Raw genomic sequence first — 13,810 nt, forward strand, 5'->3', positions numbered from 1 at the left:
TGAACCGGGTGGGAAGGGAAGGGGGCGGGACGGAGACCGTGACACGACGCTCGGATTTTCGGCCCGCACGTCATAACCTCTGCCGCCACGGGCACGGATCACACGGCGAATGAGGGCGGATGCCATGCGGCTGAGTACCACGATCTTTCTGACCGACCGGACCGTCACCCCCGTGCGGCTCGCGCGGGAACTGGAGCAGCGCGGTTTCGCCGGGCTGTATCTCCCCGAGCACACGCACATCCCGGTCGAGCGCACCACTCCGTACCCGATGGGGGGCGAGCTGCCCGACGAGTACGGCAGGACGCTGGACCCGTTCGTCGCCCTGGGGCAGGCCGCCGCGGTGACGGACACCCTGACCCTGGGCACCGGCATCACCCTGATCGCACAGCACGACCCGATCGACCTGGCCAAGCAGATCGCGACCCTGGACCACCTCTCGGGGAGCCGTTTCACGCTCGGCCTCGGCTTCGGCTGGAACAGGGAGGAGGCCGCCGACCATGGTGTGGAGTGGACGCGCCGCCGTGAGGAGGGCCGGGACCGGATGGCGCTGATGCGTGCTCTGTGGGCGGCGGAACCGACCGCGTACGAGGGGGAGTTCGGCTCCGTACGGGCCAGCCGGGCCTACCCGAAACCGCGGGGTGGCGACGTACGCACCCTGATCGGCGGGGCTGCCGGACCGAAGCTCTTCGCCCAGATCGCGGAGTACGCGGACGGGTGGCTGCCGATCGGGGGCGGGGGGCTCAGTGGCTCGATGCCGGTCCTGCGACAGGTCTGGGAGGACGCGGGCCGCGACCCGGCGGCGCTCCAGGTCGTGCCGTACGCCGTGCAGCCGACCTCGGGGAAACTGGCTCACTATGCGGAGCTGGGCATCGAAGAGGTCGTTCTCCAACTTCCGTCCAGCGATGAGGAGTCCGTGCTGAAGGTGCTCGATGCCTACGCGCCGCACTTGCGCTGACTGCCGACCGCGCCGGGGTGCGAGCACGCACACGGCGCGGGCAGGTCGTTCAGCTGGTGCTGGTGCTGGTGCTGGTGCTGGTGGCGCTGGCGCTGGGCCGCGCGGCCGGTGCCGGGGCCGTGCGGTGCCGTGGTGGGGCCCGGGAGGTGGCTCTCCGACATGCGGTGACCGGTGACCGGGCGGAAGCTGGTTGGTGTGCTCCAGGAACCGAAGTACAGCGGCCAGGCGGTGCTGGTCATAGACAGTCACGTCCTGCCTGTGGAAGCCACGCTCGCCTTCTCCGCGGAGGGCTGCACGGGCGTCCTGCGCACACAGGTCGTCTCGGACGACGATCTTGATTTCCCTCCGGGGCCCGTGCCGCTCACGCTCCTGCAGGAGCCGAAGGGGGAGATCTGGGGCACCGTCTCCGTGAGTCGCCGTACGCCTGAGGGGGCTGTGTCGATGCAGTTCAGGGGAGTGCGCCGCTGACTCCGTGGTCCGACTGCGGCGCCCGGCCACCCGCCGGGCGTCAGTACCCCGGGTCCCCTCCGGCGGCGGCCGACCGGCCCGGTGGCCGACCAGCGCACGGTGGCACGGCGGCTGTGGGTCGGCGACCCCGGACCCACCGGTGCGGTGAAGTTCCGGCACTCAGCTCAGGAGCCATCCCTAACCATCGTGATAGCCTCTAACTAAATCGAGTGCTGGGTCGGGAACGGTGCGAGTGCGGTACGCCGGACGGCACGAAAGGTGGCAGGTCGGTGGCTGAATCGGACGCGAAGACCCCGCGTGAGCGCTACCGCGTCCAGGTGCGCACGGAGATCAAGCAGCATGCGTGGGAACAGATCGCCACGGCGGGGACGTCCGCGCTCTCGCTCAACGCGATCGCCAAGCGGATGGGCATGAGCGGACCGGCCCTCTACCGGTACTTCGCCGGTCGCGACGATCTGATCACCGCGCTGGTCAGAGAGGCGTACCGAAGCCTGGCCGACACCGTCCGCGAGGTCTCTGCGGCTTCCGCGCCGCCCGCACCGTCCGTGGCTTCCATGCCCTCCGGTACCCCGGCGAACTCAGGGCCGGGGGGCGCCGCCCCGGTGAAATCCGAGCCTCCCGTCCCCGGCGCCGACACCGTGGTGGCGCTGGCGTACGCCCTGCGCGGCTGGGCCCTGGACGACCCCCACCGGTACTTTCTCGTGTACGGCACGCCCATTCCGGGCTACCACGCGCCGGACGACATCACCGCCATCGCCTCCGAGATCATGGAGGCCCTGCTCGACGCCTGCGCGTCGCTGCCCTCCGCCGGCTCCCCGGCGCCGTTCGCGACGCACCTCGAAGGCCACCGGGAGTGGGCGCACGGCCATCCCGCCCCGTCCGCCGCCCTCCATCGGGCCCTGACCCTCTGGACCCGGCTGCACGGTGCCCTGTCCCTGGAACTCGCCGGCCACTTCACCGGGATGGGATTCGATCCCGCGCAGTATTTCGAAGCGGAGCTGCGCGACCTCCTGGCCCCCTGACCACGACAGGGGCCGTTCGGTGCGGACGCCGCGCGAGAGGTGCGGACCGGAATCCAAGCCTCCCCAGGGGCCGGAACGGCGGACCGGGCGCACGCTGGAGGTATGAAAGTGCCAGTCATCATTTACCCGCCGGATGCGTCGGGCGGTCGACGCGTGCAGTCCGGTACGGAGGCCCTCGGCGTCGCCCACAGCCAGAAGGACGTGGTCGAGCTTCTGCGCAGCGCCGGTCTGGAGGGCGTCGACGAGACAGAGCTCGCGACGACATCGATCATCGAATGGCACGGGGGCGGCCACGATGTGTGGCCCGCGCCCTGGTGAGGAGTGAAGTCTGAACGTGAGGAGTGAGGTCTGCACGTATCGGGCTCGGATCCGTACGTGACGGCACGGGGTCACGTTGCCTCGTGAACACTGGCGAGCAGCGCCACCAGCTCCTGCTGTTCGTCAGGATCGAGCGGCGCCAGGAGCTCGGCGTTGGCCCCTTCGGCCAGTACGGCGCAGCGGGCCAGGGTGGCCTCGCCCTCGGGAGTGACCGTGACGGCGTTCTTGTGACGGACCGGGCATCAAGGGGCGGTCCGCCCACCCTGGGCAGGTCCGGCCGCAGGCAGGTCGGTGGATGGTCCGGTCGGCGGAAGGGTGGGTCGGAAGCCGGGCTGGTCGGAGGACGTGTCGGTCCTCGGATGATCCGGTCGCTCATCAAGTCCTTCCTCGGACATGGAGGTGAGCGATCGTGGGGTGAGCAATCGTGGGCGTTTGGGCCGCGAACGCCCTTCACGCCAAGCCCGGCCGTACCGGCGAACTCATCTCCATCTTGCGGCGGGTGCTGCCCGGCATGGCCCTTCTGGTTGCCGGTGCCGCCGCTTGAGTGACTCCCGCAACTGCCGTGTACCCAGGGCAAGAAGGCTTTCCCCGGGCCCCTGTGGAGGTTCTTTGTCCGCCCTGTGAACCCTCGGGGAACAAGGTTCGCGTGCGTTACTGTGCAACGCGTTGCAGTCGCGGGGGAACGCAGGGGGAAGCATGACGCGTGAAGTACAGGCACGGACCGGTCTCGGGCGCCGAAGTGGGTATGGACTGCGCCGAGTTGATGTGAGAGTGGCCGCCGTCGGCCTCGTCGCCGTCGCAACGCTTTCTCTGAGCGGGTGCGGGGGCGACTCGGGTGGTGCGCCGGACAGCAAGAAGCCGGCCGCCGAACAGGAGGGTGGCGGAAAGCCTGCCGCCGCGGACCCCAAGGGCATGGGTCTGGAGATGAAGGGTGCGAACGGCGCGGTGCTCACCATCGACTCCGTCCAGCGGTACGAGGGTGGTGTAGTGACCGTCCGCGGCGAGATGCGCAACGACGGCAAGGAGGCGTTGAACACCAACCACTGGACCGGTGGCAACGATCTGGCGCTCAAGAACGGCTACTCCTCGTCGGGTGCCTCCCTGGCGGACCTCAAGGGCAAGAAGCGCTACTACCCGCTGCGGGACACCCAGGGCAACTGCCTGTGCAACCAGTTCCACACGGTCTTCCAGCCCGGTGACAAGGCCCCGGTCTACGTCCAGTTCCCGGCGCCGCCGGAGGGCACCACGGCGGTCGACTTCGCTATGCCGACCTTCGGTACCGCCCCCGTCACGATCACGGTCGCGCAGTGAGTCCGGCGACGACGGCACGCACAGCTGCCGCCCGGTTCGGGGCCTGCGCGCTCACTGCCGTGTGCCTGACGGCGTTCCTCGGTCTGCACGATGCGCCTGCGGCCCGTGCCGACCCCTCGCCCAGCGCCTCGTCCGAGCCGCCGCCAGTCCCGGTCGATCCGCACGCCGAGATATTGGAGCTGAAGAAGGGCGCTGAGCTGGCCCCTCCGGTGGTGGTCGACATCCTGTCGGTCTCCGGAGACCTCTCCGGTGACTCGGGGCGCGAGGAGTCGAACGACGACATCAAGCTGACCCTCCAGTCCGAGGTCCTCTTCGCCAAGGACAGTGCGGAGCTGAGCACCCGCGCCGGCGCCCGGCTCGCCGAGGTCGCCGAGGAGATCAGGAAGAACGGCCCGCGGAAGGTCACGGTCAGTGGTTTCACCGACAACCTGGGGACGTACGCCCACGGGAAGGCCCTGTCCACGCAGCGCGCCGAGGCCGTACACAGTGCGCTCGCCGTGAAGTTGGGTGCCTCCGGGATCGCCTACGAGGTGGCGGGCAAGAGCGAGGACGACCCCATCGCGGACAACTCCACGGAGGAGGGCCGGAAGAAGAACCGGCGGGTGGAGATCTCGTTCGGGCGGGGGACGAAGGGGTAAGGCACAGTCGCTCGACGGCTCGACGGCTCGACGGCCGGAGGGGCCCTCACCCCGGCTCGCAGGGCTCGGCGTCCGTCAGGAGGCGGCGTGGCCTTCGAGCCCGTCCCCGAAAGACAGCAGTGTTCCGTGCCCCTGACTCCGGCGCGCTGCCTCCTGGCGCAGGCGGCAGTGCCTCCCCTCGGGGCGAGCTCCCGGCCCCACTCCGTCCGTGCGCGGCGGGCCTGCCGGAACGCGGGAACGAGGACCAGCAGGCGATCACCCGGTCGGCCGGGCGGGTGGCTGCTTCTGCTCCGCCGTGCCGAGCAGGTACGGCAGGTTCGCCGCGTGAGCGGATGGATGGGACCGCTGAGGCAGGCCGCTGGGGCCGCTGCCGTTCCCGCCCGGGGCCCAGTACGCCCGCCCGCCGCACATCACTCCTGCTGGGGCGCCCCTGGGTGACCGGGCGTAACGTGACGTCACTGCGGGCACGGCGCCGCAGACAGTGCGAAATCGCGCTCGTATGCTCGCTTCATGACTGATCCGCAGCCCGCAGCACCCACCGCAAACGCCATGCGCCGCGCGCTCAAGCGGGCCAGGGACGGTGTCGCCCTCGATACGGCTGAGGCGGCCGTCCTGCTCCAGGCGCGCGGCGACGACCTGCGTGACCTCGCCGCGTCGGCGGCGCGCGTGCGGGACGCCGGCCTGGAGGCGGCCGGGCGGCCAGGGGTCATCACCTACTCCCGCAAGGTGTTCATCCCGCTGACCCGGCTCTGCCGGGACAAGTGCCACTACTGCACGTTCGTCACCGTCCCCGGCAAGCTCAGGGGTGCGGGCCACGGCATGTATCTCTCCCCCGACGAGGTGCTGGAGATTGCCCGTCAGGGCGCCGAACTCGGCTGCAAGGAAGCGCTCTTCACGCTCGGTGACCGTCCCGAGGACCGCTGGCCCGAGGCGCGCGAATGGCTGGAGGCCGAAGGGTACGACGACACCCTGGCCTACGTACGCGCCATGGCCATCCGGGTCCTGGAGGAGACCGGGCTGCTGCCGCACCTCAACCCCGGCGTCATGTCCTGGACCGACCTTCAGCGGCTCAAGCCGGTCGCCCCCTCGATGGGCATGATGCTGGAGACCACGGCGACCCGACTCTGGAGCGAGCCGGGCGGCCCGCACTACGGCTCGCCCGACAAGGAACCGGCCGTACGGCTGCGCGTCCTGGAGGACGCCGGACGCTCCAATGTGCCTTTCACTACTGGGGTGTTGATCGGTATCGGCGAGTCGTACGAGGAGCGCGCCGACGCCTTCTTCGAGCTGCGCAGGACCGCACGCTCCTACCACGGCATCCAGGAAGTCATCGTCCAGAACTTCCGGGCCAAGCCCGACACGGCGATGCGCGCGATGCCAGACGCCGAGCTGGAGGAGCTGGCCGCGGCCATCGCGGTGGCCCGGCACCTCCTCGGCCCGTCCGCCCGCATCCAGGCCCCGCCGAACCTGGTCGACGCGGAGTACGCGCTGCTCATCGGCGCGGGCATCGACGACTGGGGCGGGGTGTCACCGCTGACCCCGGACCACGTCAACCCGGAGCGCCCCTGGCCGCACATCGACGAGCTGGCCGAACGGACCGCGGCGGCCGGGTTCCAGCTCCGCGAACGGCTCACCATCTACCCGGAGTTCATCCGGCGCGGTGAGCCCTGGCTGGATCCCCGCCTCGTGCCGCACGTCCGGGCGCTCGCCGACCCGGAGACCGGTCTGGCCCGCGAGGGCGTCAAGCCGTCAGGGCTGCCCTGGCAGGAGCCCGACGAGGGCTTCACCGCCACCGGCCGCACCGACCTGCACACCACCATCGACACCGAGGGCCGCACATCCGACCGCCGGGACGACTTCGACGAGGTGTACGGGGACTGGGATGCCCTGCGCGAACAGGCCGCCCCCGGCATGGTCCCGTCGCGGATCGACACCGACGTCAAGCAGGCACTGGCCCAGGCCGCGGCCGATCCGACCCGGCTGACCGACGACGAGGCGCTCGCACTGCTGCACGCGGACGGCCCGGCGCTGGACGCGCTCACCCGGATCGCCGACGATCTCCGGCGGGACGTGGTCGGTGACGACGTCACGTACATCGTCACCAGGAACATCAACTTCACCAACGTCTGCTACACCGGCTGCCGTTTCTGCGCCTTCGCCCAGCGGCGCACCGACGCCGACGCGTACACACTCTCGCTCGACCAGGTCGCCGACCGTGCCGCCCAGGCGTGGGACGTCGGCGCGGTCGAGGTCTGCATGCAGGGCGGTATCCATCCGGACCTGCCCGGCACGGCGTACTTCGACATCGCGAAGGCCGTGAAGGACCGCGTCCCCGGGATGCACGTCCACGCGTTCTCCCCGATGGAGGTGGTCAACGGAGCGACCCGCACCGGCCTCTCCATCCGCGAATGGCTCACCGCGGCGAAGGAGGCGGGCCTCGGCTCGATCCCCGGTACCGCGGCGGAGATCCTGGACGACGAGGTCCGCTGGGTCCTCACCAAGGGCAAGCTGCCGACGGCGACCTGGGTCGAGGTCATCACGACCGCCCACGAGCTGGGCATCCGTTCCTCGTCCACGATGATGTACGGCCATGTCGACCAGCCCCGGCACTGGCTCGGCCACTTCCGCACCCTGGCTGAGATCCAGCAGACCGCGCTGGCCAAGGGCGTGGAGGGCTTCACGGAGTTCGTGACGCTGCCCTTCATCCACACCAACGCCCCGGTGTATCTGGCAGGGATCGCCCGGCCCGGCCCGACGGCCCGCGACAACCGTGCGGTCACCGCGATGGCCAGGCTGCTGCTCCACCCGTACATCCCCAACATCCAGACGAGCTGGGTGAAGCTGGGCGCGGAAGGCGCGGCGGAGATGCTGCGCTCCGGGGCGAACGACCTGGGCGGCACGCTGATGGAGGAGACCATCTCCCGTATGGCAGGCTCCAGTTACGGCTCGTACCGATCGGTGCAGGACCTCATCGCCATCGCCGATCTGGCGGGCCGGCCGGCCCGCGCGCGCAACACGCTGTACGGGCCGGTGCCGGAGGAGCGGATGGAGGCGGCGCGCACCTCGGACGGGCACCTGCCGGAGCTGCTGCCGGTGCTGGACTGATGGCCGCCACACGTAGCACCTGATGACGGGCGGAGCCGGCCGGGATCACTCCGGCCGGCCCGCGTGTTACATCAGCCGCGGCGTCGCAGACGAGGGAGGCGGAGCTTCCGCTTACGCTCGCCCAGCAGGCCGGGCCGCTCCGCGCCGGACGCCGGGACGGCGTCCTCACGGTGTCCGCCGGAAGGGCCCGCACCCGGGCCACCCTGAGGCCGGACGCTGCCGTCGCAGCCCGCCGGGCCGCTGTCCTTGCCGTGGGCCTGCTGCCACTGGAACACGACTTCGTCGATGTCGATCACCGGGCGGCCGAGCGGCGGCCCCGGCGGCGGCGTGCGCAGGTTGGCGGTGATCTTCTCGTTGACCGGCTCCAGGAGCTCGCGCACCCGCCGCTCGTACGGGGCCTGCGCCGCCTCGGCCAGGGCGTCCTCGATCTCCTTGCGCAGCGCGAGAGTTGGGTGAAGTATCGCCCCCGAGCCCTCCTGGGCCATCTTCTGCTTGATCCACCACAGTTCGTCGTACGGCGCGTTCATGTGGGGCAGGGGCTTCCCCGCACCGGGCAGCTCGGCGAAGTCGCCGCGCTGCTCCGCCTCGCGGATCTGCCGGTCGACCCAGGACTCGAAGCTGAGCCCCGGGGGCTTTCGCTCAGTCATGGGGTCATTCTCCCACTCCCGGTACCCACCGAACCGTGTGGACCGTGTGGACCGTGTGACTGTGGATACGGGTGTCCTGCGCACGTGGACAGTTCCCGCCTGGGGACCGGCCAGGAGAATCGACCCGGTAGCTTGCCTCAGCAGGAGGCTCATCAAGACGCCCACCCCAATACGTCCACCAGGAGGCTCACCGGGAAACGGAGAAGGCATACACACTTCTCCCCACTCCTAACGTATAGCGCACTGGGGGGCTTGCGGCAAGGCCCCGGTCATGGCACAGAATCACCGCTCGAAGCCAGAACCCGGGGATCCGGCTTCGAGGAATTCAACGTGGTGAACGTGGGTGAAATGGGGGTTCTGATGATCGATGTGATCGTCGTCGGCGGTGGACCGACCGGCATGATGCTCGCCGCCGAGTTGCGGCTGCACGGCGTACAGGTGCTCGTTCTGGAGAAGGAGCCGGAGCCGGCCGCGTACGTCCGCGCGCTCGGCCTGCACGCACGCAGCATCGAGGTGATGGACCAGCGCGGGCTGCTGGAGCGGTTCCTGGCGGAAGGCAAGAAGTATCCGCTCGGCGGCTTCTTCGCCGCTATCCGCAAGCCGGCACCCGGCCGGCTGGACACCGCACACGGGTATGTTCTGGGGATCCCGCAGCCCGTCACCGACCGGCTGCTCGCCGAGCACGCCACCGAGCTCGGCGCCGAGATCCGACGCGGCTGCGCCGTGGTCGGGCTGAGCCAGGATGCGGACGGGGTGACCGTCGAGCTGGGCAGTGGTGGCGCCCACGGCGGTGCCGCCGGTGCCGCCGGGGAGAGCGCACAGCTGCGTGCACGCTACGTGGTGGGCTGCGACGGCGGCCGCAGCACGGTGCGCAGACTGCTCGGCATCGGCTTCCCCGGTGAGCCCAGCAGGGCCGAGACACTGCTGGGCGAGATGGAGGTGGCTGTTCCGCCGGAGACAGTGACCAGTGTGGTGACCGAAGTGCGCAAGACCCAGTTGCGATTCGGTCTGGGGCCGGTCGGGGACGGCGTGTACCGCGTCGTGGTGCCCGCCGACGGACTGGCCGACGACCGTACGGTTCCGCCGACTCTCGACGAGTTCAAGCAGCAGCTGCGGGTGGTCTCGGGAACCGACTTCGGTGCGCACTCGCCGCGCTGGCTGTCGCGCTTCGGCGACGCCACACGGCTGGCCGAGCGCTACCGGGCCGGAAGGGTGCTGCTGGCCGGTGACGCGGCGCACACCCACCCGCCGATCGGAGGTCAGGGCCTCAACCTGGGCATCCAGGACGCGTTCAACCTCGGATGGAAACTGGCCGCCGAGATCGCCGGCTGGGCGCCGGAGGGGCTGCTGGACAGCTACCAGACCGAACGGCACTCGGTCGCCGCCGACGTCCTGGACAACACCCGCGCACAGATGGAGCTGATGTCCACCGAGCCGGGGGCCCAGGCGGTGCGCCGTCTGGTGTCGGAACTGATGGACTTCGACGACGTCAGCCGCCATCTCACCGAGAAGATCACTGCGACGGCTATCCGCTACGACTTCGGTGAGGGCCACGAACTGCTCGGCCGAAGGCTGCGCGACGTGGAGCTCAAGCGCGGCCATCTGTACGGACTGATGCATGCGGGCCGCGGCCTGCTGCTCGACCAGACCGGCCGCCTTTCGGCGGCGGGCTGGGACGACCGGGTCGACCATGTCGCAGACGTCAGCGAGGAACTGGACGCCCCTGCCGTACTGCTGCGTCCTGACGGTCATGTGGCGTGGGTCGGCGAGGACCAGCGGGATCTGCTGAGCGCACTGCCGGAGTGGTTCGGCGCCGCAGCGGGCTGAGTGGGCGGGGGGCCGCTTCCGACGGTCGGCGCATTGACGGCCCCGCGGCCCCGCGGCCGTCAACGCCGACCGTCGGCCGCTGGGTCAGTGACCTGCGGCAAACTCCACGAAGGCGGCCCAGGCGCCCGCCATGAAGACGAGCGTGGGGCCTGCGGGGGCTGTCTTGCTGTCGCGTACGGGGATGATGCCGGGGCAGTTGTCTGCGACCTCGACACAGTTGTTGTCGCCGCCGTCGCTGTAACTCGACTTGCGCCATGTCGCGGTAGAGAGATCGGGCTTGCGATTCATCCTTCGTGCTCCTTCAGGACGCCCCTGATGAAGGCAATGGAGTCGGACGGGGGCAGCGCCAGATCTCGCAGCCGATCGTAAGACAGCCTGGCGCGTGCTACATCAGCCGGATCTTCCATAAGTTCTGCGCATCGGTTGCCCTCCGTGTAGGCAGCGGCGCTGCCGTCTGCTTGCCAGAGCAGAGTGAGGGAGCCCTGCGTGTAGTGGTGGGCTCCGGCCGATAGGGGGAGAATCTGGAGAGTAACCATCGTCGACTCGGCCACTTCAGCGAGGTGTTCCAGCTGCTCTTCCCATGCCCGAGAATCGGTGACAGGACGCCGAAGCGCGTACTCGTCCATGATGATCCGGACCGAAGGTGCCGGGTTGCGGTAGAGCAGCTGCTGCCGTCCAAGGCGCGCTATGACCTGCTCCTCCACTTGTTCCGCTTCTCCCTCCGTTTCCTGATCACCGGACAACAGGGCCCGCGCCACAGCCTCGGTCTGCAATAGACCAGCGACGCCCAGTGTGAACTTGTGCATGATCTGAGCTGTCAGCTCCAGCCGCATGAACTCCTTGTACTTGTCCTTGAACACCTCCCTACGCGCCACCTTCCACAGCTGCACCAGCAGCCCCCCGGTCCCGTAATGACGGTCCAGGTCCTCCATCACCGCGAGTTTCGAGAGGCGCTGGCTCACTTCGAGCCGGTACAGGTAGCTCTTGTCGTACCGCGTTTCTCCGGCCAGCTCGCTCAGCGTCCTGCCGGACTTCTCGCGCAGATACCGCAGGGCTCGTCCCAGTGCCGCCCGCCCCGACTCCTCGTCCATATCGGTTTGTTCGGTCATCGGGCCCCTCCCGATGTCCTGCGCGACGGCAATCGCGCGTCCCTTTCCGAGCGTAGGGCCAAGGGGTAACCATCGGGACACGAACGGTCATCACCGCTCGTCAGTGAAGAGCCGAACCCGCGATCCCCTGCGAGGCGCCGACCATGCCCGACTCCCTGCTCCGTCTCCTGCCGTGGACCACCCCCGACGGCAAACCGTGTTACCTCAGCAGCGACGACCCGCGCAGTGTGCTGTCCCGGCTGGCCGACGATCTCGAGGATCAGCAGATGGACTCGGCGGAAGCGGTGCTGGCCGGTTCCCGTGCGGTGCTGGCCGATGGGGCGGCGGGGGAGTGGGCCTTACGGTTCGCGCTGACCCGGGCCACCGAGTCGCTCGGTGACGTGCTTCGTGTCGCGTACAGCAGGGGCGGCCGGATCAGTGACGGCGGAGGGGGAGGGGATGCGGAGTATGGGGGAGCCGTGGAGTAGCGGCCCGCATCCGATTGCGTGACGCGGCGCGGCCCGTAGGAGCGGCGCCGCTCAGTGGCTGGACAGCATGCGCAGTACGTCGGCGTGTTGTCCGCGGGCCTCGGCGAACCTCAGGGGTTCGACCGCCTTGACGAGGATCTCGGCCGGCTGCTCGTCGGACCCGATGATGTCCATCACCTCGTCGAGGAAGGCCTCCAGCGGCATGGCGTTCTCCGCCTCCTCCTGCCCCATGAGGGCGGTGCGCACTGCCGGGGGTGCGAGTTCCAGGACTTCGACACCGGTGCCGTCCAGTTGGACACGCAGGCTCTGGGTGAATGAGTGGATGGCGGCCTTGGTGGCGCAGTAGGTCGGCGTCATCGGCAGGGGGACGAAGGCCAGCCCGGAGGAGACCGTCATGATCGTCGCGTGCGGTCGGGTGGCGAGATGTTCGGTCAGAGCGGCCACCAGACGGATGGGGCCCAGCAAGTTGGTTGTCACGGTCGCCTCCGCCGTACTCAGGAAGTCGCCGCTGTGAAGGTCCTCCGGCCGCATGATCCCCGCCATCGCGACCAGGACGTCGAGATCGGGGAAGCGCCGCACCAACTGCGCCGTGACGTCCCGGACAGCGACCGGGTCGGCGGTGTCGAGCACGACGGACTCGATACCGGGGTTCTCCGCGACGATCTGGGCCAGTCTCTCCTCGCGGCGCCCGGAGACGATGACCCGGTTGCCCGCCGCGTGCAGTCTCAGCGCGAGGCCGAGACCGATACCGGAGGTCGCCCCGGCGATGAAGACAGTGTTGCCTGTGAGCTTCATGGGTGTTCTCCGCTGTGGTCGGGTGGTGGTGAGAGCGACGTGTGCCGACACCCGGTGTGCAGGTACCTGTAGCGACGCTCGGCGTGCACCGACCAGTGGACGTCGTCCGGCGGCACGGATGAAGGGCCCGCTCAGCCACTGATCGCCGGTCAGTGGTTAAGGACCACTGAGATCCCGCGAGGCTGCGACGATTGTGGACGTGGACGTGGACGTGGACGTGGACGTGGACGTACGGGAGGAGACCCATGGATGAGATGGCGGACCGCGCGTCGCTGGGTGCCTTCCTGCGTGTCCGGCGGGAGTCGCTGCAACCGGAGGACGTGGGGCTGCGTCGTGGATCGCGCCGGCGGGCCCGTGGGCTGCGGCGGGAGGAGGTGGCCGAGCTGTGTGACATGTCGGCCGACTACTTCGCCCGGCTGGAACGTGGCACCGGGCCGCAGCCCTCGCAGCAGATGACGGCGGCCATCGCCCGCGGGCTGCGCCTCACCCCGTACGAGCGTGATCACCTGTTTCTCCTGTGCGGGCACCGCACACCCCACCGGCGGCTGCGCGGTGAGCACGTCAGCCCGGGGCTGATGCGCATCCTGGACCGGCTGCAGGACACCCCGGCCCAGGTGATGGGCCCGCTCGGTGAGACGCTGCTCCAGACGCCGCCGGCCGTGGCCCTCCTCGGAGAGCAGACCCACTACACCGGGGACGCGCGCAGCGCCCCCTACCGCTGGTTCACCGACCGGGATGCCCGCAGCCGGTACGTTCCCGACGACCACGACCACTACAGCCGGGTGAATGTCTCGCTCCTGCGGACGGTCGCCACCCGGGACGGACCCCGTTCGCAGGCGTCCCGCCTGGCGGCCCGCCTGCTTCGGGAGAGCGAGGAGTTCGCGTCGCTGTGGGAGCGGCAGGAGGTCGGCCTGCGCTGGAGCGACGCCAAACGCTTCGTCCATCCGCAGGTGGGCCGCATCGACCTGTTCTGCCAGAACCTGCAGGACCTCGACACCGCACAGACGCTGCTCGTTTTCACCGCGACGCCCGGCACCGACAGCTACGACAGGCTGAGCCTGCTGAACGTCCTCGGCGCGGAGAGCTTCCCGGGCGGTTGACCCCGCGCTCGTCCTCCGGGAGGTGTCCCGCCGGGGCCCGGCCGTTCC

14 protein-coding genes and 1 pseudogene are annotated in these 13,810 nt (G+C 69.7%); 10 read left to right on the forward strand and 5 right to left on the reverse strand.

Annotation, left to right across the window (positions count from 1 at the left end; all coding sequences use genetic code 11):
• Window positions 1-124: 124 nt before the first annotated feature.
• Complete coding sequence (locus OG584_RS20445) at window positions 125-955, forward strand: LLM class F420-dependent oxidoreductase (RefSeq protein WP_405779805.1); 831 nt, start codon at window positions 125-127, stop codon at window positions 953-955.
• Here OG584_RS20445 and OG584_RS20450 read toward each other — a convergent pair.
• Entirely contained in the window at window positions 934-1,116 is a 183-nt protein-coding gene (locus OG584_RS20450) for a hypothetical protein (RefSeq protein WP_405779807.1), read from the reverse strand. The genes OG584_RS20445 and OG584_RS20450 overlap by 22 nt on opposite strands.
• 34 nt (window positions 1,117-1,150) lie before the next feature.
• Between OG584_RS20450 and OG584_RS20455 the strand changes: the two genes are divergently transcribed.
• The 6 genes from OG584_RS20455 to OG584_RS20480 all read left to right on the forward strand — a co-directional run bounded on the left by OG584_RS20455 (window position 1,151) and on the right by OG584_RS20480 (window position 7,817).
• Window positions 1,151-1,423 (forward strand): hypothetical protein, encoded by a 273-nt coding sequence (locus OG584_RS20455; protein WP_405779809.1) that lies wholly within the window; start codon window positions 1,151-1,153, stop codon window positions 1,421-1,423.
• A gap of 269 nt (window positions 1,424-1,692) precedes the next feature.
• Window positions 1,693-2,445, forward strand: coding sequence for a TetR/AcrR family transcriptional regulator (locus OG584_RS20460; RefSeq protein ID WP_405779811.1), 753 nt, complete (start codon window positions 1,693-1,695; stop codon window positions 2,443-2,445).
• Between the two features lie 102 nt (window positions 2,446-2,547).
• A complete protein-coding gene (locus OG584_RS20465) occupies window positions 2,548-2,763 on the forward strand; it encodes a hypothetical protein (protein ID WP_405779812.1) in 216 nt (71 codons plus the stop codon).
• A gap of 771 nt (window positions 2,764-3,534) precedes the next feature.
• Window positions 3,535-4,074: a hypothetical protein gene (locus OG584_RS20470; protein WP_405779814.1), complete on the forward strand. Its 540-nt coding sequence runs from the start codon at window positions 3,535-3,537 to the stop codon at window positions 4,072-4,074.
• Window positions 4,071-4,712 (forward strand): OmpA family protein, encoded by a 642-nt coding sequence (locus OG584_RS20475; protein WP_405779816.1) that lies wholly within the window; start codon window positions 4,071-4,073, stop codon window positions 4,710-4,712. Before OG584_RS20470 ends, OG584_RS20475 begins: the two co-directional genes overlap by 4 nt.
• Before the next feature lie 510 nt (window positions 4,713-5,222).
• Window positions 5,223-7,817: a bifunctional FO biosynthesis protein CofGH gene (locus OG584_RS20480; RefSeq protein WP_405779817.1), complete on the forward strand. Its 2,595-nt coding sequence runs from the start codon at window positions 5,223-5,225 to the stop codon at window positions 7,815-7,817.
• Between the two features lie 257 nt (window positions 7,818-8,074).
• Here OG584_RS20480 and OG584_RS20485 read toward each other — a convergent pair.
• Window positions 8,075-8,464 (reverse strand): annotated as a pseudogene (locus tag OG584_RS20485) (DUF1992 domain-containing protein); the annotation flags it as partial.
• 360 nt (window positions 8,465-8,824) lie between these two features.
• Between OG584_RS20485 and rox the strand changes: the two are divergent.
• The gene (rox, locus tag OG584_RS20490) at window positions 8,825-10,291 is read left to right on the forward strand and encodes a rifampin monooxygenase (RefSeq protein WP_405784189.1); all 1,467 of its coding nucleotides are present in this window, start codon (window positions 8,825-8,827) and stop codon (window positions 10,289-10,291) included.
• An 84-nt stretch (window positions 10,292-10,375) separates the two neighbouring features.
• Here the strand turns inward: rox and OG584_RS20495 are convergent, their stop codons facing one another.
• Window positions 10,376-10,579 carry a DUF397 domain-containing protein gene (locus OG584_RS20495; RefSeq protein WP_405779819.1) on the reverse strand — a complete coding sequence of 68 codons (204 nt, stop codon included), beginning with the start codon at window positions 10,577-10,579 and terminating at the stop codon, window positions 10,376-10,378.
• On the reverse strand, window positions 10,576-11,400 hold the full coding sequence (locus tag OG584_RS20500; protein ID WP_405779821.1) for a helix-turn-helix domain-containing protein: 825 nt from the start codon (window positions 11,398-11,400) through the stop codon (window positions 10,576-10,578). The genes OG584_RS20495 and OG584_RS20500 overlap by 4 nt, the downstream gene beginning before the upstream one ends.
• A gap of 143 nt (window positions 11,401-11,543) precedes the next feature.
• Between OG584_RS20500 and OG584_RS20505 the strand changes: the two genes are divergently transcribed.
• A complete protein-coding gene (locus OG584_RS20505) occupies window positions 11,544-11,867 on the forward strand; it encodes a hypothetical protein (RefSeq protein WP_405779823.1) in 324 nt (107 codons plus the stop codon).
• 51 nt (window positions 11,868-11,918) lie between these two features.
• Here OG584_RS20505 and OG584_RS20510 read toward each other — a convergent pair whose 3' ends face one another.
• Window positions 11,919-12,662, reverse strand: coding sequence for an SDR family oxidoreductase (locus tag OG584_RS20510; protein ID WP_405779825.1), 744 nt, complete (start codon window positions 12,660-12,662; stop codon window positions 11,919-11,921).
• 254 nt (window positions 12,663-12,916) lie between these two features.
• Between OG584_RS20510 and OG584_RS20515 the strand changes: the two genes are divergently transcribed.
• Window positions 12,917-13,762, forward strand: a complete 846-nt coding sequence (locus tag OG584_RS20515; protein ID WP_405784191.1) for a helix-turn-helix transcriptional regulator — start codon at window positions 12,917-12,919, stop codon at window positions 13,760-13,762.
• Window positions 13,763-13,810: the final 48 nt, after the last annotated feature.

This window comes from Streptomyces sp. NBC_00859, assembly GCF_045161865.1.
Classification (GTDB): domain Bacteria; phylum Actinomycetota; class Actinomycetes; order Streptomycetales; family Streptomycetaceae; genus Streptomyces.